Source organism: Novimethylophilus kurashikiensis (assembly GCF_003112435.1).
Lineage (GTDB): Bacteria > Pseudomonadota > Gammaproteobacteria > Burkholderiales > Methylophilaceae > Novimethylophilus > Novimethylophilus kurashikiensis.
Genome location: NZ_BDOQ01000021.1, coordinates 77,200 through 101,621, shown reverse-complemented (window position 1 = coordinate 101,621; position 24,422 = coordinate 77,200). Strand labels below are relative to the sequence as shown.

Genomic DNA, 24,422 nt, shown 5'->3' with positions numbered 1-24,422 from the left:
CGCTGATGTACACGTTCTAACGTGCGATTTGATGCACCAAACCGTGCACCTCGCCCAAGTCGGCGTGGTGCACGGCACTGCAATAGGGCGCCGCATGACGCCAGATGTTCAAATGTTTTTCTATAACTGACTGATTAAATTGTTTTTAAAAGATGTGGCATAGATGCTGCTTTGAAGAGGGCAACCAAGCTTCCGCGAAATCCTTATAAAAAATGTGCGTATATGGTGCGCAGCGGGGCAGGCAGTTGAGTGATTAGATGAATTCGAGGAGCCAGGTAATGAGCAAGATGAAGCTAGTGATGGTCGGCAACGGGATGGCCGGGGTACGTACCCTGGAAGAGTTGCTGAAAATCAGTCCGGAGATGTACGACATTACGGTGTTCGGCGCGGAGCCGCACCCCAACTACAACCGTATTCTGTTGTCGCCGGTATTGGCAGGCGAACAAACCATCAATGATATTATTCTTAACAGCCGTGAGTGGTACGCCGAGCATGGCATTACCCTGCATACCGGCAAGAAGGTCACCCAGATCGACCGCGTAAAGCGCCTGGTCATCGCCGAGGACGGCACCACTGCTGAATACGATCGCCTGCTGCTTGCGACCGGTTCCGATCCTTTTATCCTGCCGGTACCGGGCAACGATCTGGAAGGCGTGATCGGCTTCCGCGATATCAAGGACGTCGACACCATGATCGACGCTTCCAAGCAATACAAGCACGCCATCGTCATCGGTGGCGGCCTGCTGGGTCTGGAAGCCGCCAACGGTCTGGCGATCCGCGGCATGGACGTCACCATTGTGCACATCCATAAATGGCTGATGGAACGCCAGCTCGATGAAGTGGCCGGCAAGATGCTGCAAAATTCGCTGGAAGAAAAAGGCCTCAAGTTCCTGCTGGAAAAGCACACCGAGCAGCTCATCGGCGAAAACGGCCGCGTCAAGGCCGTGCGCTTCAAGGATGGGCAGGAAGTCCCGGCCGACCTCGTGGTCATGGCCGTCGGTATCCGTCCCAACATCGAGTTGGCCAAGGCTGCGGGCATTTATTGCAACCGCGGCATCGTGGTCAACGACACCATGCAGACCTACGACCCGCGTATTTACGCCGTGGGCGAGTGTGTTGCGCACCGCAACACCACGTACGGCCTGGTGGCTCCCCTGTTTGAAATGGGCAAGGTGTGCGCCACGCACCTCGCCAACTTCGGTATCGGCCGCTACACCGGCTCCGTGACCTCGACCAAGCTCAAGGTCACGGGCATCGACCTGTTCTCTGCAGGCAACTTCACCGGCGGTGAAGATACCGAAGAAATCGTTTTGCACGATGCGGTCGGCGGCGTCTACAAGAAGCTGGTGATTAAAGACGACAAAATCGTCGGCAGCGTGCTTTATGGCGATACCGTCGACGGCAGCTGGTATTTCCAGATGCTGCGCGACGGCAAGAGCATCGCGGAAATCCGCGATCACCTGATGTTCGGCCAGGAGGCCAGCTTGGGCAACCTCGGTCACGCCGGCCAGAACAAGGCTGCGGCCATGACCGACGACATGGAAGTGTGCGGCTGCAACGGCGTGTGCAAGGGCACCGTGGTCAAGGCCATCAAGGAAAAAGGCCTGTTCACGCTGGAAGACGTGCGCAAGACCACTAAGGCGTCGGCTTCCTGTGGCTCCTGTACCGGCCTGGTCGAGCAGATTCTGGCGTCCACCCTCGGCGGCGGGTACTCCCCGCAGTCGACCAACAAGCCGATGTGCGGCTGTACCGACAAGACCCACGAGGAAGTGCGCCAGATCATCCGCGACCAGAAGCTGCTCAATATCCCTGAAGCCATGAACTTCATGGATTGGCGCACGCCCAACGGCTGCTCCAGCTGTCGCCCGGCGCTCAACTACTACCTGGTTTCCACCTGGCCGCACGAGGCGCAGGACGACCCGCAATCGCGTTTCATCAATGAGCGCGCCCACGCCAACATCCAGAAGGACGGCACTTATTCCGTCGTACCGCGTATGTACGGCGGCGTGACGACGCCGGATCAGTTGCGCAAGATCGCGGACGTGGCCGACAAGTATGAAATCCCGATGGTCAAGGTCACCGGTGGTCAGCGTATCGACCTGCTCGGTGTCAAGAAGGACGACCTGCCCAAGGTATGGGCCGATCTCGACATGCCTTCCGGCTACGCCTACGGCAAATCTATCCGTACGGTGAAAACCTGCGTCGGTTCCGAGTTCTGCCGTTTCGGCACGCAGGATTCCACCCGCATGGGTATCGAACTGGAACGCGCCTTCGACCACATGTGGGCACCGCACAAGGTGAAATTGGCCGTCTCCGGCTGCCCGCGCAACTGTGCCGAATCCGGCATCAAGGACGTGGGCATCATCGGCGTGGACTCCGGTTGGGAGCTTTACGTCGGCGGTAACGGCGGCATCAAGACCGAGGTGGCGCAGTTCCTGTGCAAGGTCACGACGCATGAAGAAGTGCTGGAATACTCCGGCGCTTTCATCCAGCTCTACCGCGAGCAGGCCCGCTATCTGGACCGTACCGTGCACTGGATCGAGCGCGTCGGCATGGAGTATGTGAAGAAGCACATCCTCGAAGATGCCGAAGGCCGCCGCGCCCTGTACGAGCGCCTGCTGTACTCGCTGCAAGGTACACCGGACCCTTGGAAGAAGCGCGTCGAGGAAGCTCAAGCGCGCCGCGAATTCGAACCGATCACCCTCTAAAACCCCGTTGCGTGTTGCTGCGATTGGACCTGCCGGTGCAGGTCCAAGGGCGGCGCACGAGGAGACATTACAATGAAAAGCAGCTTCTGGAACGCCGGGCACAAACCTACCTTGTTTTCCGCCTTTCTCTATTTCGACCTGAGCTTCATGGTCTGGGTGCTGCTCGGCCCCCTGGCCGTGCAGATTTCCGCCGACTTGCACCTCACGCCTGCGCAAAAAGGCCTGATGGTCGCTACGCCGGTCTTATCCGGCGCCTTGCTGCGCATCGTCATGGGCGTGCTGGTAGATCACCTCAAGCCCAAGAAGGCGGGCATTATCGGCCAAGTGGTCGTGCTGGCCGCACTGCTGTTCGCCTGGATCAACGGCATCCATACCTACCAGCAAACCTTGCTGCTGGGCATTGCGCTGGGCGTGGCCGGTGCGGCCTTTGCCGTGGCCTTGCCGCTGGCTTCGCGCTGGTATCCGCCCGAGCATCAGGGCACGGCGCTGGGGATTGCCGGGGCCGGTAACTCCGGTACTGCGTTGGCCGCATTGTTCGCCCCGGGCCTGGCCGCCGCTTACGGCTGGAACAACGTGTTCGGCCTCGCGCTGATCCCACTGGCTTTCGCCTTCGTGGTCTACTTGCTGCTCGCCAAGGACAGCCCGGAAACACCGCCCAGCAAGTCTCTGCACCAGTACCTTAACGTACTCAAGGACAAGGACGCCTGGTGGTTCATGTTCTTCTACAGCGTGACCTTCGGCGGTTTCGTCGGCATGGCATCCTCGCTCACCATCTACTTCCACGACCAGTACGGCTTGACGCCCATCGTCGCCGGCTATTTCACCGCGGCCTGTGTGTTTGCTGGTTCCCTGGTGCGCCCGCTTGGCGGCAACGTGGCCGACCGCGTCGGCGGTATTCGCACGCTGCTGTTGATGTACGCACTGGCAGCGACTTTCCTGTTCATCCTGAGCTTCGGTATTTCACAGCCTTTCCTCGGCCTCGCCGTCGTGGTCGCAGCGATGCTGTCCTTGGGCATGGGTAACGGCGCAGTGTTCCAACTGGTGCCGCAGCGCTTCCGCAAGGAAATCGGTGTCATGACCGGCCTGGTCGGCATGGCGGGCGGCGTGGGCGGTTTCTACCTCGCCAGCAGCCTGGGTTATTCCAAGCAGGTGACCGGCAGCTACGAAACCGGCCTGATGATTTTCTCGGCACTTGCGGTACTCGCCATGATCGGGCTTTCCAGTGTGAAGACCCGTTGGCGTACCACGTGGGGCTCGGTCACGGCGACCACGGCCAAGGTTTAATAAGCACGAATTAAGTCAGCAAGGTTCAAGTTAGTAAGGTTTAATTCGTAAATGCCATTGCAGCTCACTATCGGCCAGGCCAGCGACGCAGGTCCGCGCGAACGCAACGAGGATTATTGCGGCGCTGCAACTCCGCAGGACGAGCAGTTGGCGACCAAGGGGGCGCTACTGGCCGTGGCCGATGGCGTGAGCGGTAATGCCGGGGGGCGCGAAGCGGCGGAAATGACCGTGCGCGGCGTGCTCTCCGACTACTACGCTACCCCCGAAACCTGGGAAACCAAGGCTGCGCTGGACAAGGTGCTCTCGGCCATCAACCGCTGGATCTTGTCGCAGGCCGCCAGCCATCGCGACATGGCCGGCATGGCGACGACGCTGTCCATGATCGTGCTGCGCGGGCGGCATTTCACGTTGGCCCATGTCGGCGACAGCCGGGTTTATCGTTTGCGGAACGGCGAGCTGCAACTGCTGACGACCGACCACGTGTGGGACCGTCCCGACATGAGGCACGTGCTGAAGCGCGCCGTCGGCCTCGATCAGCAACTGCTGGTGGATTACGCCGAGGGCGAGCTGGAGCCGGGCGACGTGTTCGCGCTCATGACGGACGGGGTCTGGGATCGCTTGCCGCAGAAAGATATCCACGCCATCCTGAGTCTTTACCAAAGCCCGCAGATGGCAGCAGACGATCTTGTCGCCAAGGCGCTGGCACAGGGCGGGCAGGATAATGCCTCGGCGCTGGTGGTCCGCGTCGAACAAACGGGTGAGGAAAATCTTTCCGATCTGGTGGCCGAAGCCAAGCGTCTGCGCGTGCCGCCGCGGCTCAAGACGGGCGAGCAACTGGATTGCTTCGAAGTGGAGGAAATCCTGCACGAATCGCGCGCCACGTTGCTCTACAAGGTGAAGAACCTCACCAACGGTCAGCTGTGCGTGCTGAAAACGCTGCAACCGCTCATGGCGGACGACGTGGAAAGCTGCAACGGCCTGTTGAACGAAGAGTGGCTGGGCAAAAGGGTCGTGGCGCATTACTTCCCGCAGATTCTGCCGGTTTCGACCGAGCGCCGCAGTGCGCTGTACTACGTGATGAGCTGGCACGCGGGCGACAACTTGCAGCAAAAGCTCGATAGCGGCCAGCATTTTTCCGCCGTGGATGTGGCGGGAATCGGCATCCGGCTGGCGAAAGGGCTGGGCGCGCTGCACCGGCTCAACATCGTGCACCGCGATATCAAGCCCGCCAACCTGCATCTGGGCGACGACGGCAAGTTGCGAATTCTCGACCTGGGTGTAGCGATGAGCCCGGCCGTGGGCAATCTGCGTCCAGGAACGCCGGGCACGCCGAGCTATATGGCGCCTGAATTATTCGAAGGCGAGGCCGCCACGCCGCAAAGCGACCTCTACAGCGCCGGGGTGACGCTGTATCACTTGCTGACGCGGCGTTATCCGCATGGCGAGATCGAACCTTTCCAGCACCCGCGGTTCGGCACGCCAGTGGCCCCCACGCGCTATCGGCCGGATATCCCGCAATGGCTGGAAAACATCGTATTGAAGGCTGTCGCAGCAGACCCCAAGACGCGCTTCGAGACCGCCGAGGAAATGCTGCTGGCGCTGGAAGTCGGCGAGCGCCGTCCCATCCTGCCGCCGCCGCGTACGCCGCTGGCGGGGCGCATGCGCGGTTGGCACTGGGTGCTGGTGCTGTCGCTGCTGATGAATGCGTTTTTGCTGTATCTGTTGTTTGTGTCGTGAACGATGACAAAAAAGCACAAAATTAAGGACGCACTAGACGTTTGAGAACATTTGAGGGAGCGGAATGCTTTCCGCGTTTTATTTGATTTGAAGTTTTGATTGGAACTATCGGAGCAAGCATGAGTAACTGGACCAAGATCGCCAACCTGGAAGACATTCCCCGCCTGGGCTCGCGCGTCGTCAAGCGCAATGGCCAAGCGGACATTGCCGTGTTCCGCACTGAGGACGACCAGGTGTTTGCGCTGCACGACAAGTGCCCGCACAAGAACGGTCCGCTATCGCAAGGCATCGTCCACGGCCACAAGGTCACCTGCCCGTTGCACGGCTGGAACATTCAGCTCGCCGACGGCAACGCGATAGCGCCGGACGAGGGCCATGCGCCGTGCGTCGCTGTCAAGCTGGAAAACGGCGAAGTGTTCCTGGACGTATAAGAAACGCAAAAGCGATGCAAGAAACCAAATCCACCTGCTGCTATTGCGGTGTCGGCTGCGGGGTCATTATCGAGTCGGAGGGCGACCGCATCGTCGGCGTGCGCGGCGACCCCGACCACCCGGCCAACTTCGGCCGCTTGTGCACCAAGGGCTCCACGCTGCACCTCACGGCGCGGCACGACCTGCGGGCGCTCTACCCGGAGATGCGGCTGGAGAAACACGAGCCAAGGCAGCGCGTCAGCTGGGACGACGCACTCGACCACGCCGTGCAGCATTTTGCCCAGACCATCCGCGAGCACGGGCCTGACAGCGTAGGCTTCTACATCTCGGGCCAGCTGCTGACTGAAGATTATTACGTCTTCAACAAGCTCGCCAAGGGCTTGATCGGCACCAACAACATCGACACCAATTCGCGTCTTTGCATGTCTTCTGCGGTAGCGGGTTATAAGGCCACCTTGGGCGCAGATGCTCCGCCTGCTTGCTACGAAGACATCGATCACGCCCAGTGCCTATTCATTGCCGGTTCCAACACGGCGTATGCGCACCCCATTGTGTTCCGCCGTATCGAGGACGCTCGCAAGAACAATCCCGACCTCAAGCTCATCGTGGTCGATCCGCGCCGTACCGATACCGCGCAGAGCGCCGACCTGTTCCTCCCCATCCAGCCCGGCACCGACGTAGCGCTGTTTAACGGCATGCTGCATGTCATGCTGTGGGAAGGGCTGGTGGACATGGATTACGTCCGCGCCCATACCGAAGGTTTCGACGCGCTCAAGGAGACCGTCCGCGAATACACGCCCAAGCTGGTTGCCGACATCTGCGGCGTGCCCGAAGCGGATATCGTCACCGCAGCGCGCTGGTTCGGCACCGGGCCGACCTTGTCCATGTATTGCCAGGGCTTGAACCAATCGAGTAGCGGCACCGACAAGAACGCCGCGCTCATCAACTTGCACCTTGCCACCGGCCAAATCGGCAAGCCCGGTGCAGGGCCGTTTTCGCTCACCGGCCAGCCTAATGCCATGGGCGGCCGAGAAGTGGGCGGCATGGCGAACTTGCTGTCGGCGCACCGCAACCTGGCCGATCCGCAACATCGCGCAGAAATCGCAACGTTCTGGGGTGTCGAGCAGGTGCCGGACAAGCCGGGCAAGAGTGCGGTGGAAATGTTCGATGCCGTGAAGAACGGCGAGATCAAGGCGCTCTGGATCGCCTGTACCAACCCGGCGCAATCCATGCCGGACCTCGGCAGTGTGCATGAAGCGCTAGCCAACGTGCCTTTCCTCGTGGTGCAGGACGCTTATCGCAATATCGACACCGCCCGTTACGCTGACGTGCTGCTGCCGGCGACGACCTGGGGCGAAAAGGAAGGCACCGTCACTAATTCCGAACGGCGCATTACCCACGTGGTACCCGCCGTGGCCGCGCCGGGCGAAACGCGCCCGGATTGGCAGATCATGGTCGATTTCGCCCGGCGCTTGGGCTTCATGCTGGAAAAAGGCTACGAGGCCTTGCAGCTGTTTCCATACGAGGCGCCGGAAGCCATTTTCAATGAGCACCGCGAGACCACACGCGGCCGCGATCTCGACATTACAGGCTTGAGCTACGCCATGCTGGATAGCCAAGGGCCGCAGCAATGGCCGCTGCCTGAAGGCGCCATGCAAGGCCAGGCACGGTTGTATGCCGACGGCGTATTCCCGCAACCCGGCGGAAAGGCGAAGTTCGTCAGCGCCAAGTATCGTGCCGTGGCGGAGAAAACCGATGCGCGCTTTCCATTCCACTTGACCACAGGCCGCATGCGCGACCAATGGCACGGCATGAGCCGCACCGGCACCGTGCCTCAGCTCTTTAATCATGTCGAGGAACCAATGCTGGCGATGAACGCCGACGATATGGCGCGGCGCCAGTTGCAGAACGGCGATCTCGTCAAAGTCAGCAGCCGCCGCGGCAACCTGATGCTCCGTGTGAAGGAGTCGGATGAAGTCATGCCGGCCCAGGCTTATATCCCCATGCACTGGGGTGGCCAGTTCATGAATGGGGCGGGCGTGAATGCGCTGACCTTGAGCAATTTCGACCCGGTTTCCAAACAGCCCGAACTCAAGCATGCCGCCATCAAGGTGGAGAAAGCCGAACTGCCGTGGCGGCTGATCGTCATGCGGCGCGGACGCGACACGCTCAAGTTGATGGAAGCCTTGCAGCCGATGCTGGCGCGCTTCGAATATGCCAATTGCGGGCTCTACGGCCGCGATGACGGCATGGTGGTGCTGCGTGCCGCCGGTGCGACAGCTGCGTCGCAAGCACTGATCGACGAACTCGATGCCTTGCTCGAACTCACCGAAGACGTGCCGTGCCTGACCTACCGCGACCCCAAGCGCGGGATTTCCAAACGCGTGGTGGTGGAAAACGGCAAGGTGACCGGCGTGCGCCTGGTGGGCGAGACGCTGGCAGCCGATTGGCTGAAGGAAGTCATGACGCAGGACGGTTTTCCCGAGGACGTGCGATTGTGGGCGCTGGCCCCGGTCAACGCGCCACCGAGCGGCAAGCAGGGCCGTGGGCGCATCGTGTGCAGTTGCATGGACGTGTCGGAAAACGAGATCAAGGCCTTGATTACCGAGGGTGCCGATCTCTCCCAACTGCAATCCCGCCTCAAATGCGGCACGCAATGCGGTTCGTGCGTGCCAGAACTCAAGAAAATGCTGGGTTAAACCATCACGGGCATGCGACGGCATGCCCGTGATAGTGCTTTCCTCAAGACCGGAGGAATGATCCTGATGAAGTAGTCCTTTCCCTACATTTATCCGCAACACGTTGTAATATGTCATGGCTGAGTCATGCGTCAGGCGCGGCCGATTTGTGTTGTTGTCAGGGATAAGAATGAAAAATTTCACGTTATTCGCACTGCTGTTAAACCTGGCCTTGCCGGTGGCGGCAGACGATACACCACCGATTTCCGGTGGACAGACGCTGTATCTGCCCATTTACTCCCACATCTGGCACGGCGACCGCGTGGTAGACGGCCGCTATCCGTTGAAAAGCCAGGTGTCAGCGCTGGTGAGCATCCGCAACACCAGCCTCAAGATGCCGATCCAAGTGGTATCCGCCCGCTATTACGCGACCGACGGCCAATTGCTCAAGGAATATATTCCTACGCCGCGCATCATCAAACCGATGGGTACGCTGGAGCTGTTCGTGGAAAAGAGCGAGTACGCAGGTGGCTCCGGTGCGAATTTCGTTATTCAGTGGCAAGCCGAACAGCCGACCAATCCGCCCGTGGTGGAAGCCCTGCACGCCGACATCCAGGGGCATCGGACTTTGACTTTTATCACCGAGGCGCGGGCGGTGCGGGAGGATCGTTGATAAGCAGCAAATAATACGCAGGCTTTTCCGTTAGGAGGGCATCATGCAGCAGGGGAGCAGATTACCGATCGTACTCAAGATCGGGTTCGTGATTTTCGTCGTCGAAGGGCTCATTATGGCGGGGCTTGCCGCCATCGACATCAGCAATGCTCGACTCGCTGCACTTGCCGATGCGGCTTTGCTGACCCTGGTGAGTTCGTACTGGATTTGCCAATGGGTGATCCGACCTTATGTCCAGGAGCGCGACCAGGCCGAGGACGACTTGGTGCGCTATACCGCGGAAATGGAAAATCTCCGCCTGGCCTCTCTGGTCATCGACGACGGCGGCGATGCAGTGGCCGTTGCTTCGCCCGACGGAACGCTCATTGCCATCAATACGGGTTTCAACCGGTTGACGGGCTATACTGCCGACGAAATCGTGCGGCGCAAACAGCACATGTTCAACACGGGCAGCCACAGTGCAGCTTTCTATAAGTCGCTGTGGCATACCGTCTCGGTCACCGGAAAATGGCAAGGCGAAATGTGGTTGCCGCATCGCGGCGGAACGATTTTCCCTGCCTGGGTCAGCGTGACTTCGCTCTACAACAGCGATCGATCTGCGCATCGCCGCCTCATCCGCGTGTCCGATGTTACGTCCGGCAAGAAGGCGCAGGAGTTGAAATGGCGGCATGCCAATTTCGACCATATCACCGGCTTGCCTAACCGCTTCATGTTTCTGGACCGTCTGCAATGGTCGCTCAAACAGGCCAGGCAACTTGAGCGGCCACTCACCCTGATATTGGTAGACATCGACCAGTTTCACCATGTTAACGAAATGCATGGACTTGCCGTGGGTGACCAACTGCTCAAGGCTGTAGGAGAGCGCCTCGTGGCGGCAGTGGGAGCTACCGATACCGTCGCTCGCCTGGGAGAAGACGGCTACGGCCTGATCCTGGGAGAGCTCAAGGATGCCGCAAGCCGTGAACAACTCGCCCAGTCGCTCCTCGAGAAACTTGCCGAGCCTTACGAATTGGACGGTGCAATCTTTAAACTGACCGCCAGTATCGGTGTTAGCGTATATCCGGATGATGGCGCCAATGTGCATTGCCTTCTTAAAGTGGCTACCCAGGCGAGGGAAGACGCCAAGGAAATGGGGGGCAATGCCTTGGTTGGTAGCTTCAAGGATAAGGAGGTTCTGGAGACAGAGTCGTTGGCTAAGTTTCTGGCATCGTGAAAGATGCGTAGCGTTCAAACGCATTGCCCCCCATTTTATGAAGATGTTTTTTAAATGAATCTTTTACTACAAACTACCCGGCCGTTTTTACTCCTGCATTCCTTGTGCTTCTGAATATGGCGTTAAAGCGCATACCCAAGATCGACGTCCTAACCGGTCGAATCGTCCTTGCCTATCTCGTACTCGGCATTTTGTGGATCGTATTCAGCGATACGCTGCTGACTGCCATGGTGTCCGATGTGCAGGAGCTCGGGCATTTCAGCCTCTACAAAGGCCTTGCCTTCATGGTGGTGACGGCCTCGTTGCTATATCTGCTGGTGCGACAAACACTGGCGCAGCAAAGTCGGCTCGAACAATCGCTCGCTATCAGCGAGGAACGTTGGAAGTTCGCACTGGAAGGCGCGGGAGAAGGCGTCTGGGACTGGAATCTGGAAACGGACGAAGTCTTCCGTTCCGGACAATGGCACACCATTTATGGTTACAGTCCGGATGAGGTGGGAGTGACTGCGACCGAAGGGCGCCGACTGATGCACCCCAAGGACGTACAACGAGCGATTGCGGAAATGCAGGACTACCTGGAAGGCCGCAGCGAGCTCTTTGTTTCGGAATTCAGGTTGCGCTGCAAGAACGGCGATTGGAAATGGACCTTGAGCCGCGGCATGGTGGTGCAACGTGACGTCAATGGCAAACCCACGCGCATGATCGGCACCCATACCGACATCAGCGAGCGTAAGAGCAACGAGGCCGAGATTTTCCGGTTGGCCCACTACGACAAGGTCACCGGACTGCCTAACCGAGTGTTGTTCCAGGACCGGCTGCAGCAGGATCTTGAGAAGGCCAACCGCTCTGAACAAGCTTTGACGCTGATGTTCCTGGACCTGGACCGATTCAAGGAAATCAACGATACCCTGGGCCACGACATGGGAGACTTGCTGTTGAAGCAAGCGGCCAAGCGTCTCTTGCAATGCGTGCGGGCCTCCGACACGGTAGCCCGGTTGGGCGGCGACGAATTCACCATCATCCTGACCCACCAGAGTAATCTCGGCAGCGTAGAACACGTCGCCCAGCAAGTGCTGGATCACCTGTCGCTGCCGTTCGAACTGGGGGATGAGTTGATCTACATCAGCGCCAGCATCGGTATTACCGTATATCCCGAGGATGCGACGGACGCGGAAATGCTGCTGAAAAACGCCGACCAGGCCATGTATGCGGCCAAGGAACTTGGGCGCAACTGCTTCCATTTCTTTACCTCATCGATGCAGCAGGCTTCGGTCGAGCGCATGCGGATTGCGGCCGACCTGCATACAGCGATCGAGGAGGATCAATTCGAGTTGTTTTACCAGCCCATTGTCGATATGGCGAGCGGCCGTATCCACAAGGCCGAGGGGCTGATCCGGTGGCATCATCCTACGCGCGGCATGGTATCGCCTGTCGAGTTCATCGGCATTGCGGAGGACAAGGGACTGATCGTGGATATCGGCGACCGGGTATTTATCAAGGCGACCGACCAGGTGCAGCGCTGGAGGCAGCTGCTGCCGGATTTCCAGATCAGCATCAACAAATCGCCCATCCAGCTCAAAACCAACCGCACCAACCATGTGGACTGGATCGATCATTTGCGGGCGCTGGGGTTGCCAGGGGACGCTATCGTTGTCGAAATCACCGAGGGTGTGCTGCTGGATGCCCAGAACCGCGTGACTACACGGCTGGAACAACTGCGTAATGCAGGCGTGCAAATCGCCATCGACGATTTCGGTACCGGTTATTCTTCGCTCGCCTACATCAATAAGTTCGACATCAACTTCGTCAAGATCGATCAGTCCTTCACTCGCGGACTCAAGCCCGGCGCAAGCGATCTAGCACTATGCGAAGCCATCATCGTGATGTCGCACAAGCTTGGCATGAAGGTGATTGCGGAAGGGGTGGAAACCCAGCTCCAGCATGACCTGCTGGCAGAAGCCGGGTGCGATTACGGGCAGGGATATTTTTATTCCAAGCCGCTTGCGGTCGACGATTTCGACCGGCTGCTCGAGGCGAACCGCCGGAGCGCCGCGATCAAAGTCTAGCCTGATGGAAGGCTAGCGCTAAAAAAGGCCGGATTAGTCGGCCTTTTTCTCGCCCGTGATCATGGCCTTCACGAGGTTTTCGCGATGCAGCCAGCTTTCCAGCAGCACGCCGGAAATATGCATGGCGACCAGAATGGCCCAGGCCCAGGCCGGGAATTCGTGCATGTATTCGAGCACGGATGAGTCGAACGGCAGGTAGCCGTCGTTGAACACCAGGATGCCCGTAATGACGGTCAGCAAGCCGATGGTCAGCATGGCGTAGATCACCAGGCTGCCGGCCGGGTTGTGGCCGATATAGCGCTTGGGATGCTCGTTAAAGAAGGTAGCGACGAAACGGAGCGCGGCAGGAATATCGAACGGAAACGCCGAAAAGCGCTCATAGCCCGATCCCACGAAGCCCCAGATGATCCGCAGCACGATGATGATGCCCGCTGCATAGCCGGCATACGCATGGATTTCTCGATACCACTCCGAGTCGCGCAGGTAAAACGCCGTGAAAAAAGCCACGACCAGCAGCCAGTGGCTCAGGCGGACGAAAAGACTCCAGACTTTGATCATTTCTATTCTCGGGGATGGGCTAGCGGGCAAGCGTATCGGTGGGCTTGTTATTGTTATCGATGCGTACGGCGGTGCTCACAACGTTTCCTGGCGTATTGCAACGGCTAAAGTGCGAAAGATGCTAATATTACGCGCATCCTACAGGCCCTGAAAGCTTTTTGAGGCCATAACAATTATTCATCCTGCGTGCCAGGTGAGACCATGCAAAACGTCCTATCCGCTTTACCCTCCGTCGATCTCTTGCTAGGCCGTCCAGAAGTCGGCGTATTGCTTGAAACCCATGGCCGCATCGCCACCACGCAAGCCCTGCGTGAGAGCCTCGATGCGTTGCGAGCCTTGCTCAAAGCCGATGCCGGCCATGCATGGAGCGCGGAGGGCATCGCTGCTGAGTGTGCCCACCGCCTGCAACAGCGCCAGCAGCCCTCGCAGAAATCCGTATTCAACCTCACCGGTACGGTGCTGCACACCAACCTCGGCCGGGCGTTACTGTCCGAATCAGCTGCCCGTGCCGTCAATGCCGTCATGCAATCGGCCAGCAATCTCGAATACGACCTCGACAGCGCCGCCCGTGGCGACCGCGACGATCATATCGACGATTTGATTTGCGAACTCACGGGCGCCGAAGCCGCGACGGTTGTGAACAACAACGCGGCAGCGGTGTTCCTGCTGCTGAATACCCTGGCGATGCGCAAGCAGGTCATCGTCTCACGCGGCGAATTGATCGAGATCGGCGGCGCTTTCCGCATTCCCGACATCATGGCGCGCGCCGGGGCCAAGCTGGTCGAAGTGGGCACCACCAACCGCACCCACCTCAAGGACTACCGCGAAGGCATTACGCCGCGCACCGCGCTGCTGATGAAAGTCCACCCCAGCAACTACGCGATCCAGGGTTTCACCAAGAGCGTGAGCGAGGCCGAAGTAGGCACCTTGGCGCACGAGCACGGCTTGCCGTTCGTGGTGGACTTGGGCAGCGGCACGCTGGTGGATTTCACCGAGTATGGATTGCCCAGGGAAATGACAGTGCGCCAGGCCATTGCCGCAGGCGCCGACCTCGTGACCTTCAGCGGCGACAAACTCCTGGGCGGGCCGCAGGCCGGTATTGTGGTGGGTCGAAAGGACCTCGTCGCCAAGCTCAAGCGCAATCCGCTGAAGCGTGCTTTGCGCGTGGACAAGATGACTATGGCCGCGCTGGAAGCCACACTTAGACTTTACCGTTCGCCGGATTTGCTGACGCGCGAACTGCCCACGCTGCGGCTGCTGACGCGGCCTTTTGAAGACATCCAAGCCGTGGCGCAGCGTTTGTTGGGGCCGATGCAGCAAGCCTTCGAGGGCAAGGCGCTGGTGGAAATCCGGCCCTGCCACAGCCAGATCGGCAGCGGTTCCTTGCCGGTGGACGTGCTGCCCAGCGCCTGTTTTGCGATGACGCCGACGATTCAGGGAAGGGGCGCCGGTACGGCGCTCAACAAGCTTGCCGCCGCACTGCGCGCCTTGCCTAAGCCCGTTATCGGCCGTATCGAGGATGGCGCGCTGGTACTGGATTTGCGCTGCCTGGAGGATGAGATGGGCTTTCTCTCGCAGCTAGGCCACCTTAAATTGAGCGAGCGGGATGAAGCGCAAGGAGCCGCGCAGTGAGCAACGAGGCATATCCATTGGATAGACGAGGCGCGAACGAGCACGCGACGCCGCGATTCGCCCGAGGAGCCAATTTATGATCATCGGCACGGCGGGCCACATCGACCACGGTAAGACCTCCCTCGTCAAAGCATTGACGGGGACCGACGCCGACCGCCTCAAGGAAGAAAAAGAGCGCGGCATCACGCTGGACCTGGGCTTCGCCTACACGCCGCTGCCCAACGGCGAGGTGCTGGGTTTCATCGATGTGCCTGGGCACGAAAAGCTGGTGCACAACATGTTGGCTGGGGCGACCGGTATCGATTTCGTGCTGCTCGTCGTGGCGGCCGACGACGGACTCATGCCGCAAACGTTGGAGCATTTGCAGATCATCGATTTGCTGGGGCTCGACCGCGGCGCGGTGGCCTTGACCAAAACAGGTCTCGTCACGCCAGAGCGTGCAAGGGAAGTCGAAGCACAAATCAACGCACAGTTAGCCCAAACCGGCTTGGCCGGCAGCCTGATTTTCCCTGTGGATTCGCTCAGCGGCCTAGGCATCGCTGAGTTGTGGGAATATCTGCAAACGCAGGCCGAGACGTTGGGCAGTAGGCCGTCGAAGGGCGGTTTTCGCCTGGCGGTGGACCGCTCCTTCACACTCAAGGGCATCGGCACGGTGGTGACCGGAACCGTGTTTTCGGGCCGCGTGCATACCGATCAATCGCTGCGGGTCTGGCCCGGCGATATCGACGTAAGGGTGCGTGGCATCCACGCCCAGAACCAGCCGGCGCAGCAAGGCGCGACGGGCCAGCGGTGCGCGCTCAACCTCGCCGGTGTGGAAAAACAGCAGATCGAGCGCGGCGCCTGGGTGCTGTCGCCGTTTCTTGCCGCACCCAGCAACCGCATCGATGTGGAGCTGCGCTTATTGGATGATGCGCCACCGCTCAAGCATTGGAGCGCTGTGCATATCCATCTCGCCGCCACGCACGTCACCGGCCGAGTGGCCTTGCTGGAGGGCGAGGTGCTGCAACCGGGGCAAACCATGCTCGCGCAATTGGTGCCGGATCGCCCGATCTGCGCCGCGCACTTCGACCGTTTTATTTTGCGTGACGCATCCGCCGCCAAGACTTTGGCCGGTGGCCGCGTCCTGGATATCCACGCGCCGCTGCGCCATCGCCGCTCGCCGCAACGCCTGGCCGTGCTGGAAGCCTGGAGCCTGCTGGACGAGCAACAGCGCTTCGCCCGGCTGCTCGAACTCTCGGTCAACGGCCTCAACCTCGACGAATTCGCCGTCAACGCCAACTTGCCGCCGGATCAGCACGATGCCTTGACCGGCCAAGTGCCGTGCGTGCTGGCATCGAGCCGCGCGCCGGTCACGGCGTTTTCCCCGGCCCACTGGCAGCGCCTGGGCGATGCGGCCTTCGATGCCATGGCTCGCGCCCATGCCGAGTCTGAGGATTCACTGGGCCTCAATACCGAACAGCTCCGCATGCGCACTGCGCCGCAAGTGACTCGCGCAGCGTTTGCCGATCTGATTGCGGACTTGCTGTCGCAAGGTCGGTTTGCCAAGGACGGCTCCTGGCTGCACCTGCCCGATCATCAAATCCGGCTCAATGCCGAGGACGAAAAGCTGTGGCAGGACGTAAAGCCGTTGCTGGAACCTGCGCCTTTCCAGCCGCCGCGGGTACGCGATATCGGCAACGCCCTGGGCGTTCCCGAAGTCACCGTCCGCAACCTGATGCGCCGCCTCGCTCGCAAAGGCATGGTGTATCTGGTGGCCCACGACCATTACTACTTGCCGGAGGCAGTGACTGCGTTGGGGCAAATCGTCCGGCAAACGGCCGATGCCCATCCCAAGGCCGAGGTCTATGCGGCCGAGTTCCGCACTCGCATCGACACGGGCCGCAAGCTGGCGATCCACATCCTGGAATTTTTCGACCGGGTGGGGTACACGCGGCGCGTCAACGACGCCCACCGCATCCGTAACGAGTTGATAGGCTTTTAACTGATAGAATTGCGCGCTTTTGGAAGAGACACGTTCCCCGGTGGGACGGCCGGACTTCAAATTCGGTTGAGGCTGCCAGGCAGTCTCAGGTGGGTTCGACTCCCATTCTCTTCCGCCACCTCTTTATGGCCACTTTCAAGACAGCGACGATCGACGAGGTCCTGACCGGCGAGTACGACGACTTGCTGGACGTGCGCACGCCCGCCGAGTTCGCCGACGACCATCTGCCCGGCGCTATCAACCTGCCTGTGTTGAGCAACGAGGAGCGCGTTCGCGTCGGCACGCTGTACACCCAGTCGCCGTTCGAGGCGCAGCGCCTCGGCGCCGCCCTGATCGCCCGCAATATCGCGCAGCACCTGGAAACGGCGCTGGCCGACAAGCCGCGTACCTGGAAGCCGCTGGTGTATTGCTGGCGCGGCGGCATGCGGAGCGGGGCGTTGGCGCATATCCTGTCCGAGATCGGCTGGCGGACGACCCGGATGCATGGGGGCTACAAGGCCTATCGCGGGTATGTGCTGCAAGCGCTGGATACCTTGCCGCCGCAATTCCTCTGGTGCGTGATTTCCGGCCCCACCGGCTCGGGCAAGAGCCGATTGCTGCAAGCGCTCGCCGCAGAAGGCGCGCAGGTGCTTGACCTGGAACAACTGGCGCTGCATCGGGGCTCGCTGCTGGGCAATCTTCCCGACCAGCCCCAGCCCGCGCAAAAACTGTTCGAGAGCCGCATCTGGGAAGCGTTGCGCCGCTTCGACCCGCAGCGCCCGGTATTCGTCGAAGCGGAAAGCCGCCGCATCGGCCTGTTGCGTGTGCCTGGGCTGCTGTTGGATCAGATGCGTGCCGCGCCTTGCATCGCCATCGAAGCGCCGCTCTCCGCACGCGTCGCCTTCCTGCTGGAAGACTACGAACATTTCCTCGGCGATCCTGCGTCGCTGGCGGAGCAGCTCGCCAAACTCACAGAGTTGCAGGGGCGCCAGACCATCACCGAATGGAACACGCTGGCTGCGAACGGCGAATGGCCGGCCCTGGTCGAGCAACTGCTGGTGCGGCATTACGACCCGGCCTACAAGCGCTCGTCCGATGGCAATTTTTCGGGGCTGCAAAAGGCCCAACGATTGAGCTTGGCCGGGCTGGACAATACCAACATTCGCCAAGCGGCTCAGCAATGCCTGGCGCTCGTACAAGATTCGATGAAGGAAACACAGACTCATGACTGAACCGATACGCCTCACCCAGTATTCCCACGGCGGCGGCTGCGGCTGCAAGATCGCCCCCGGCGTGCTGTCGCAACTGCTGGCCAAGCTGCCGCAGGCGGCGGCGTTTCCGCAATTGCTGGTAGGGCTTGATTCCAGCGATGACGCGGCTGTGTATAAGCTCAACGACCACCAGGCCATCATCGCGACGACGGATTTTTTCATGCCCATAGTCGACGATCCCTTCGATTTCGGCCGGATCGCAGCGACCAATGCGATTTCCGACGTCTACGCCATGGGCGGCCAGCCGATTCTGGCGCTGGCTGTAGTCGGCATGCCCATCGACAAGCTGCCGGTGGAAACCATCCAGCAGATCATGGCGGGCGGTGCTTCTGTGTGCCAGGCGGCGGGTATTCCCATCGCGGGCGGCCATTCCATCGATTCGCCCGAGCCGATCTACGGCCTGGTGGCGCTGGGGCTGGTGCATCCGGACAAGGTCAAGCGCAACGACCGCGCACAAGCCGGCGACGTGCTGATCCTCGGCAAGCCGCTTGGCGTGGGTGTGCTGAGCGCGGCGCTCAAGAAAGGGCAGTTGGACGAACAGGGCTACCGGCAGATGGTGGACGTGACGACGCAGCTCAACAAGACCGGTACTCGCCTGGCCGAGATGGATGGGGTGCATGCATTGACCGACGTGACCGGCTTTGCGCTGCTCGGGCATCTGCTGGAAATCTGCCGTGGTTCCAAGCTGCACGCGGAGATCGAATTCGCACGCGTCCCTGTCATCGATACCGCGCTAAAGCTTGCCGAAGAAGGCTACGCGACCGGCGCTGCCGCCCGCAATTGGAACAGCTACGGCCAGGAAGTCGATCTCGACCCGGCCATCGCCGAATGGCAGCGCAAGCTGCTGTGCGATCCGCAAACCAGCGGCGGCTTGCTGGTGAGCTGCGCGGACGATGCAGTGGAAGACGTACTCGCGGCTTTCCGCGCGGACGGGTTCGAACAAGCCGCCGTCATCGGCGGACTGGCTTCTGGCGATCCGCGCGTTTCAGTCAAATAGCCGTTTCCCGCAGGCGGTCGAAGTGTAGCGCAGGCGGCCTCGCCTGCAAGGTGAAGATCGCCGCAAGGTTTAGTGTGAACACACCCTAATTAAGTTTGGAGTTTCGCAATCAATGAAAAGACGCGAATTCATGCGCCTCGCCGCCGCCGTGCCTATGCTTGGTGCGACACCGCGATTATTCGCGGCTACTGGAAAACCGGAGGCCGGCTGGCGCACCTTCGAACTGACGTACGAGGTCGACCTGTCGGCACAACCGGGCCCCGGCAAGCTGTGGCTGCCCTTGCCGGACAATGCCGGGGGATTACCAGCGCGTGCTCTCTACCAGTTGGCAGGCGGACGGCGCTCATGCTGCCGTGCATCGCGATCCCGGCTATCAGGCCCCTGTTTTTGCGGCTGAATGGAACAGCCATGAAGCTGCGCGCAAGGCGACGGTAGTGACCCGTGTCGCGGTGCAGAACCGCAGCATGGCAGCGCCAAACCGGACGTTGCGCGATACGAACGAAGCCGCCTTTTACCTGCAACCCACCGAGCACATGCCGGTGGACGGAGTGGTGGCCGAGACGGCGGCGAAGATCGTGCAAGGCAAGGAATCGCCGGACGACAAGGCTCGTGCCATCTACGACTGGGTGGTGGACAACACCTTCCGCGATCCGGCGGTGAAAGGCTGCGGCACGGGCAACATCAAGGCCATGCTGGAAACCGGCAACTTGGGCGGCAAGTGCGCGGACATCAATTCGCTGTTCGTCGGCCTGTGCCGGGCGGCGGGTGTTCCGGCGCGGGAGATGTATGGCGTTCGCGTGGCGGAATCCGATCAATTGAAGTGCCTGGGCAAGGCGGGCGATGTTTCCAAGGCGCAGCACTGCCGCGCCGAATATTTCTCGCCGCGCCACGGGTGGGTGCCGGTGGATGCGGCCGACGTGCGCAAGGCGGTGCTGGAAGCCAAGCTGCCGCTTAATGATCCCAAGATCGTCGAACTGCGCCAGCGCCTGTTCGGCTATTGGGAGATGAACTGGGTGGGCTTCAACCACGCGCGGGATTTCGAACTGGCGCCCAGGGCAAGCAAACCCTTGCCTCACCTGATGTATCCCTATGCCGAGTTCGGTGAAACCTGCCTGGATGGCCGCGACCCGGCCGAATTCAAGTTCAGCCTGAACAGCCGCGAAATCGCTGCTACATAAAGTTCCGGGTGTGCAGCGCCGCGAGACGCGCGGCCTGCGCTTCCGGGAATCCCAGTTTCAACAGCCGCAGGCGCCGTCCTGCGGCCATGTCCTGTTGCAGTTCCTGTACTTTTTGCTGGCCTTGCCGGATGGCGGCTTCGTCCCACGAACCGGCTGCCAGCAGTAGCAAGGCATCCAGCACTTCCTCGTTCAAACCGTCGGTGGTGGCCAGGGCTTCGAAGCGTTGTTCGATGGCGTTGGCGAGTCGATCGCGCAAGGCCGGATCGCGCGCCAGCTGATACTGCAAATGCGCCATGCCGAAGGCGACGTGGCGAGCTTCGTCCTGTGCGGCGAGGCGGCACATCTGGCGGGTGACCGGGTCCGGCGCATGGGCGCTGAGAAAGTTGAGCAGGTTGACGAACGTGCCTTCGCCCAGCACCGAGAGCAGGAACAGCGCGATGGCGAAATCCGGCGTGTCCAGCAGCGTCTTGAGCGAGGCCTGACCGCCCGCGGTGGAAAGCGCCGGTTGGCGGCCCTTGAGGCCGATGCGGCGGGTGAAGACTTCGATATGGCGGGCTTCGTCCGCGACCTGGATGGCGAGCAACTGCATGACTTCGCGGAAATGCGGGTGCATCTGCGCCAGGAAGCGTGCCGGAACGAGCAGGGCGGCGTTTTCGTTTTCGATCAGGTAGGTCATCACCTGCGCCACGGCGGCTTCGATGTCCTCCGGCAGTTCGAACGGCGTGTTCCAGTCGATGGCCTCGTCCGGGTTCCATTGCGCGGCGACCGCCTGGGCGTAGAGCTTGGGCGCTTCGTCGGCCCAGACCAGGGCCTTGTCCGACAGGGGGAAGTGAAACGCCGGGGTGGACGATTCCACGCTGGCGCCGCGTGCGGCCAGCCCCCACCGCACCTCGGCATGCTCGGCCACAGCACTGGATTCGAGTGCGCCGGTCGGGAGGGCGTTTTGCCAGCGGCGATGCTCCTGTTGCCCGGGCAGGATACGGCCGATTTCTTGTGCGCCGACTTCGCCGGCAAGCCAGGTATGCCCGCGTGCCCGGCACCATTCGGCGAGATGCACGCGCAACTCCGGTGCGGCACCGACGACAGCGACCGATTCGCCGGGCTGGAGCTGGCGCAGGGCGCGCTTCAGCAGCAGGGCGCTGCCGGCGTCGAGTTGATCAATAGCGATAGTCGGCACAGGTAATGCGGCCTTCCTTGTCGTAAAAGCCGAATACATCTACCGCGGCATCTAGGTCGCGGTAACCTTCGGTCCGCTCCGGCATCCATTGTTTCAGGCCTTCCAGTTCCAGCAGCGGACGCAGCGCCGGGTCGTCCCACGACATACCGAGCAGCAGCTCGCGCATGCGGGCGACGAGCTTCGCCGGAGCATCGGCGGCGACGGTGAAATTGCAGTGATCGAACAGCGGCGTTTGCGTCAGGATGCGAGTGGATCCGGCTGGCAACGTGCCTTCGCTGGTGAACAGCAAATGATTGCCGGCGATCATGCAGGCGGCATCGGCCTGGCCGGCGAGCAGGGCGCGCGCAGCGTCGCGCTCGCCGCCGATGTGGTCGCCATGCTTGCCGCCCAGTAGATCGTGGCGCTGCACGGTGAAATCGGTACCAGCCTTGAGGCCTTGCTGGTATAGGTGATAGAGCGGCAGCAAGGTGGCTTGCGGCGAATCGACGGCGCCCACGGCGACGGTCTTGCCGCGCAGGTCAGCGACTTGCTCGATCTTGGCGTCGGCACGCACGACGATGAGCGAGGTGAGGTCGCGGTCGCTATCGCGCATGGCGATGGAGGTGACTGGCTTGCCCAGCGCCCGCCCCATGCGTTCCGCGCGCAGCCATGCCAGCGGCGAATTCCAGGCGATATCGAGGCTGCCGTCGAACAGCGCCTCGACCTGGCGCTCGTAGTTGGAATAAAGCACGAAGTCGAACGGCAGGCCGTTGTCCTCGAAAAACTGCTTGAAGCCTTCCCAGATGGTGACGACCTTGGGTGCATAAGCTACGGCGCCCATGATGAGGGGTTTGTTCATCCACTAATCTCCAAAATTATTGCAATGTACTTGCTACCGAGCACCAGGCGCGTCGCCGCAGACAGTACATTGAGTACGGCAAGGCGACGCAACGCCGTGATCGGTAGTGCTGCGTACCGAAATCAGAATACGGGCATGCCGCAGATGGCTTTGCCGATAAAGTCGTAGAGCACGTCCGTGGTCGGAGCCATCACTGTGCCCGCGCGGGCGTCGCGGAAATTGCGCTCCACACCGCCTTCCTTGCGGAACGCCGCGCCGCCGCAGACGCGCATGGCGAGATCGGTGACTTCGGTGGCGGTTTCGCCGGCGGCGGCTTTGACTTCCAGCAGGCGCAGCAGTGTGTCTTCGCGGCCTTGTTCGAGCGCGTTGAGTCCGTCCAGCAGCAGCGCTTGCACCATATCGGCCTTGACGCGCATGCGGGCGAGGTAGGCGCGGACGGTGGGGAAGTCGGCGACGGATTGATCCAGATGGGCGTAGCGCGTGCCGCTGACGTGGCGTACAGCCTTGTCCACGGCCGATTGCATATTGCCGAGGCCCACGGCGGCTGTCATGAGGTTGAAGTAGGGCACGATGACGCCCATCATGAGGTCGAAGCCCGCGCCATCGGCGCCCAGACGATCCTCTTCTGCGATGACGACATCCTTGGCCGTGATGGGGGAGGAAGCGTTGCCGCGCAAGCCCAACCCATCGAAGGCACCGGCGACTTGCAAGCCCGGCAGATGGCTATCGACCAACCACAGCGTGCTTGCACCCATGGCTTCCAGCGGTTGGCTGGACCAGACGTAGGAATCCGCCTCGCCCGCGGAGGTCACCCAACTCTTGGCGCCGTTCAGCACGACTTTGCCGTCCTGGCGAGCGGCATTACCTACCGGCGCCCAGAAATGGCTGCGCGAGCCGGTTTCGGAAAAAGCCAGGGTGGAAACGTGCTTGCCGGCGGCAATGGCTTCGCGCAATTCGCGGCGGCCATGTGCCTCGATCACGGCCGTGGCGCAATAGTGCATGCAGGTAACCATGGCGGTGGACATGCACACGCGGGCCAGCTGCTCCACCACGGCGGTCGCTGCGCGGTGACCTTCGCCCATGCCGCCGACTTCCTTGGCAGAAATCAGGCCGAGCAAGCCAGCCTCGCCCAAGACTTTCATGGCTTCCTTGGGAAAGCGCGCCTGTCGGTCGATCTCGTCTGCCGCAGGGGCGACGACCGTATTGATGACAGCGGAAAGTTTGGCGAGATAAGGCGCTTGGGCAGGGGCGATGGAACTGGGCAATTGGGGACTCCGGAAAGTGACGGAACAAAAGACAAAATTATCTCATCTAAATCCTCGTCATGGCGCATGAAATCAGGATTTCGTCAGGATTTTCCGATTCTGTTGAAGGGTCTATTTCGCTATAATGAATGCCATCCGATTTTCTTCTATTGGTTCTTGTCAAATACCATGCAAATCTCCAGGCGCCAGTTCTTCAAACTGAGCGCCGCAGCCCTGGGGTCTTCCAGCATCGCTGCGATGGGCTTGATGCCCGCGCAGGCGCTGGCGGAAGTGCGGCAGTTCAAGCTTGCCCGCACCACCGAGACCCGCAATACCTGCCCGTATTGTTCCGTGGCTTGCGGCATCATCATGTACAGCATCGGAGACAAGGCGAAAAACGCCAAGTCCGAGATCATCCACATCGAGGGCGACCCGGACCATCCGGTGAGCCGCGGCAGCCTCTGCCCCAAGGGCGCGGGCCTGCTGGAATTCGTGCACAGCAAGACGCGGGTGACCTTCCCGGAATACCGCGCGCCGGGCAGCAACGAGTGGAAGCGCGTTTCCTGGGAGTGGGCGGTCGAGCGGATCGCCAAGCTCATGAAGGAAGACCGCGACCAGCATTTCATCGCCAAGAATGACAAGGGCCAGACGGTTAACCGCTGGAATACGGTCGGCTTCCTGGCGGCTTCCGCAGCTTCCAACGAAGCCGGGTATCTCACCCATAAGGTTCTGCGCAGTTTAGGAGTCGTCGCACTCGACAACCAGGCACGCGTCTGA

General features: G+C 60.9%; 18 protein-coding genes and 1 tRNA gene. 15 read left to right on the top strand and 4 right to left on the bottom strand.

Annotated features, from left to right (window positions below; all coding sequences use genetic code 11):
* Positions 1-278: 278 nt before the first annotated feature.
* From nirB to NMK_RS17195, 8 genes are all read left to right on the top strand, one after another.
* Positions 279-2,708 carry a nitrite reductase large subunit NirB gene (nirB, locus tag NMK_RS17230; RefSeq protein WP_109017010.1) on the top strand — a complete coding sequence of 810 codons (2,430 nt, stop codon included), beginning with the start codon at positions 279-281 and terminating at the stop codon, positions 2,706-2,708.
* Between the two features lie 72 nt (positions 2,709-2,780).
* Positions 2,781-3,992, top strand: a complete 1,212-nt coding sequence (locus tag NMK_RS17225) for a nitrate/nitrite transporter (protein ID WP_109017009.1) — start codon at positions 2,781-2,783, stop codon at positions 3,990-3,992.
* A gap of 51 nt (positions 3,993-4,043) precedes the next feature.
* Positions 4,044-5,729, top strand: a complete 1,686-nt coding sequence (locus tag NMK_RS17220; RefSeq protein WP_109017008.1) for a bifunctional protein-serine/threonine kinase/phosphatase — start codon at positions 4,044-4,046, stop codon at positions 5,727-5,729.
* Positions 5,730-5,848: 119 nt separating this feature from the next.
* The gene (gene nirD / locus NMK_RS17215) at positions 5,849-6,160 is read left to right on the top strand and encodes a nitrite reductase small subunit NirD (protein ID WP_109017007.1); all 312 of its coding nucleotides are present in this window, start codon (positions 5,849-5,851) and stop codon (positions 6,158-6,160) included.
* Between the two features lie 14 nt (positions 6,161-6,174).
* Entirely contained in the window at positions 6,175-8,859 is a 2,685-nt protein-coding gene (locus NMK_RS17210) for a nitrate reductase (RefSeq protein WP_109017006.1), read from the top strand.
* A 169-nt stretch (positions 8,860-9,028) separates the two neighbouring features.
* Entirely contained in the window at positions 9,029-9,511 is a 483-nt protein-coding gene (locus tag NMK_RS17205; protein WP_109017005.1) for a DUF3124 domain-containing protein, read from the top strand.
* Positions 9,512-9,554: 43 nt separating this feature from the next.
* Entirely contained in the window at positions 9,555-10,724 is a 1,170-nt protein-coding gene (locus NMK_RS17200; RefSeq protein ID WP_109017004.1) for a sensor domain-containing diguanylate cyclase, read from the top strand.
* A gap of 116 nt (positions 10,725-10,840) precedes the next feature.
* A complete protein-coding gene (locus tag NMK_RS17195; protein WP_109017003.1) occupies positions 10,841-12,790 on the top strand; it encodes a putative bifunctional diguanylate cyclase/phosphodiesterase in 1,950 nt (649 codons plus the stop codon).
* Between the two features lie 33 nt (positions 12,791-12,823).
* Here NMK_RS17195 and NMK_RS17190 read toward each other — a convergent pair whose 3' ends face one another.
* Positions 12,824-13,348: a cytochrome b/b6 domain-containing protein gene (locus NMK_RS17190; RefSeq protein ID WP_109017002.1), complete on the bottom strand. Its 525-nt coding sequence runs from the start codon at positions 13,346-13,348 to the stop codon at positions 12,824-12,826.
* A 201-nt stretch (positions 13,349-13,549) separates the two neighbouring features.
* On the opposite strand from NMK_RS17190, the gene selA reads away from it, so the two are divergent.
* From selA to NMK_RS17165, 6 genes are all read left to right on the top strand, one after another.
* Positions 13,550-14,980 carry an L-seryl-tRNA(Sec) selenium transferase gene (gene selA, locus NMK_RS17185; protein WP_109017001.1) on the top strand — a complete coding sequence of 477 codons (1,431 nt, stop codon included), beginning with the start codon at positions 13,550-13,552 and terminating at the stop codon, positions 14,978-14,980.
* Between the two features lie 76 nt (positions 14,981-15,056).
* On the top strand, positions 15,057-16,961 hold the full coding sequence (gene selB / locus NMK_RS17180; RefSeq protein WP_109017000.1) for a selenocysteine-specific translation elongation factor: 1,905 nt from the start codon (positions 15,057-15,059) through the stop codon (positions 16,959-16,961).
* Positions 16,962-16,982: 21 nt separating this feature from the next.
* Positions 16,983-17,079, top strand: a tRNA-Sec gene (locus NMK_RS18600).
* A gap of 7 nt (positions 17,080-17,086) precedes the next feature.
* Positions 17,087-18,172 carry a tRNA 2-selenouridine(34) synthase MnmH gene (gene mnmH, locus NMK_RS17175; RefSeq protein WP_109016999.1) on the top strand — a complete coding sequence of 362 codons (1,086 nt, stop codon included), beginning with the start codon at positions 17,087-17,089 and terminating at the stop codon, positions 18,170-18,172.
* The gene (selD, locus tag NMK_RS17170; RefSeq protein WP_109016998.1) at positions 18,165-19,208 is read left to right on the top strand and encodes a selenide, water dikinase SelD; all 1,044 of its coding nucleotides are present in this window, start codon (positions 18,165-18,167) and stop codon (positions 19,206-19,208) included. Before mnmH ends, selD begins: the two co-directional genes overlap by 8 nt.
* 290 nt (positions 19,209-19,498) lie before the next feature.
* Positions 19,499-20,386: a transglutaminase-like domain-containing protein gene (locus tag NMK_RS17165; RefSeq protein WP_227871550.1), complete on the top strand. Its 888-nt coding sequence runs from the start codon at positions 19,499-19,501 to the stop codon at positions 20,384-20,386.
* Here the strand turns inward: NMK_RS17165 and NMK_RS17160 are convergent.
* The 3 genes from NMK_RS17160 to NMK_RS17150 form a co-directional block, all read right to left on the bottom strand.
* Positions 20,379-21,602: a diiron oxygenase gene (locus NMK_RS17160; RefSeq protein WP_109016997.1), complete on the bottom strand. Its 1,224-nt coding sequence runs from the start codon at positions 21,600-21,602 to the stop codon at positions 20,379-20,381. The genes NMK_RS17165 and NMK_RS17160 overlap by 8 nt on opposite strands.
* Positions 21,544-22,401, bottom strand: coding sequence for a phosphate/phosphite/phosphonate ABC transporter substrate-binding protein (locus tag NMK_RS17155; RefSeq protein WP_109016996.1), 858 nt, complete (start codon positions 22,399-22,401; stop codon positions 21,544-21,546). The genes NMK_RS17160 and NMK_RS17155 overlap by 59 nt, the downstream gene beginning before the upstream one ends.
* 122 nt (positions 22,402-22,523) lie before the next feature.
* Positions 22,524-23,666: an acyl-CoA dehydrogenase family protein gene (locus tag NMK_RS17150; protein ID WP_227871549.1), complete on the bottom strand. Its 1,143-nt coding sequence runs from the start codon at positions 23,664-23,666 to the stop codon at positions 22,524-22,526.
* A gap of 168 nt (positions 23,667-23,834) precedes the next feature.
* Between NMK_RS17150 and NMK_RS19225 the strand changes: the two genes are divergently transcribed.
* The gene (locus tag NMK_RS19225; RefSeq protein ID WP_109017017.1) at positions 23,835-24,422 is read left to right on the top strand and encodes a molybdopterin-binding domain-containing protein; all 588 of its coding nucleotides are present in this window, start codon (positions 23,835-23,837) and stop codon (positions 24,420-24,422) included.

Coding starts and splice junctions, on each gene's coding strand:
- nirB (WP_109017010.1), top strand. CDS start 279: ATGAGCAAGATGAAGCTAGTGATGGTCGGCAACGGGATGGCCGGGGTA.
- NMK_RS17225 (WP_109017009.1), top strand. CDS start 2,781: ATGAAAAGCAGCTTCTGGAACGCCGGGCACAAACCTACCTTGTTTTCC.
- NMK_RS17220 (WP_109017008.1), top strand. CDS start 4,044: ATGCCATTGCAGCTCACTATCGGCCAGGCCAGCGACGCAGGTCCGCGC.
- nirD (WP_109017007.1), top strand. CDS start 5,849: ATGAGTAACTGGACCAAGATCGCCAACCTGGAAGACATTCCCCGCCTG.
- NMK_RS17210 (WP_109017006.1), top strand. CDS start 6,175: ATGCAAGAAACCAAATCCACCTGCTGCTATTGCGGTGTCGGCTGCGGG.
- NMK_RS17205 (WP_109017005.1), top strand. CDS start 9,029: ATGAAAAATTTCACGTTATTCGCACTGCTGTTAAACCTGGCCTTGCCG.
- NMK_RS17200 (WP_109017004.1), top strand. CDS start 9,555: ATGCAGCAGGGGAGCAGATTACCGATCGTACTCAAGATCGGGTTCGTG.
- NMK_RS17195 (WP_109017003.1), top strand. CDS start 10,841: ATGGCGTTAAAGCGCATACCCAAGATCGACGTCCTAACCGGTCGAATC.
- NMK_RS17190 (WP_109017002.1), bottom strand. CDS start 13,348: ATGATCAAAGTCTGGAGTCTTTTCGTCCGCCTGAGCCACTGGCTGCTG.
- selA (WP_109017001.1), top strand. CDS start 13,550: ATGCAAAACGTCCTATCCGCTTTACCCTCCGTCGATCTCTTGCTAGGC.
- selB (WP_109017000.1), top strand. CDS start 15,057: ATGATCATCGGCACGGCGGGCCACATCGACCACGGTAAGACCTCCCTC.
- mnmH (WP_109016999.1), top strand. CDS start 17,087: ATGGCCACTTTCAAGACAGCGACGATCGACGAGGTCCTGACCGGCGAG.
- selD (WP_109016998.1), top strand. CDS start 18,165: ATGACTGAACCGATACGCCTCACCCAGTATTCCCACGGCGGCGGCTGC.
- NMK_RS17165 (WP_227871550.1), top strand. CDS start 19,499: ATGCCGGGGGATTACCAGCGCGTGCTCTCTACCAGTTGGCAGGCGGAC.
- NMK_RS17160 (WP_109016997.1), bottom strand. CDS start 21,602: ATGTATTCGGCTTTTACGACAAGGAAGGCCGCATTACCTGTGCCGACT.
- NMK_RS17155 (WP_109016996.1), bottom strand. CDS start 22,401: ATGAACAAACCCCTCATCATGGGCGCCGTAGCTTATGCACCCAAGGTC.
- NMK_RS19225 (WP_109017017.1), top strand. CDS start 23,835: ATGCAAATCTCCAGGCGCCAGTTCTTCAAACTGAGCGCCGCAGCCCTG.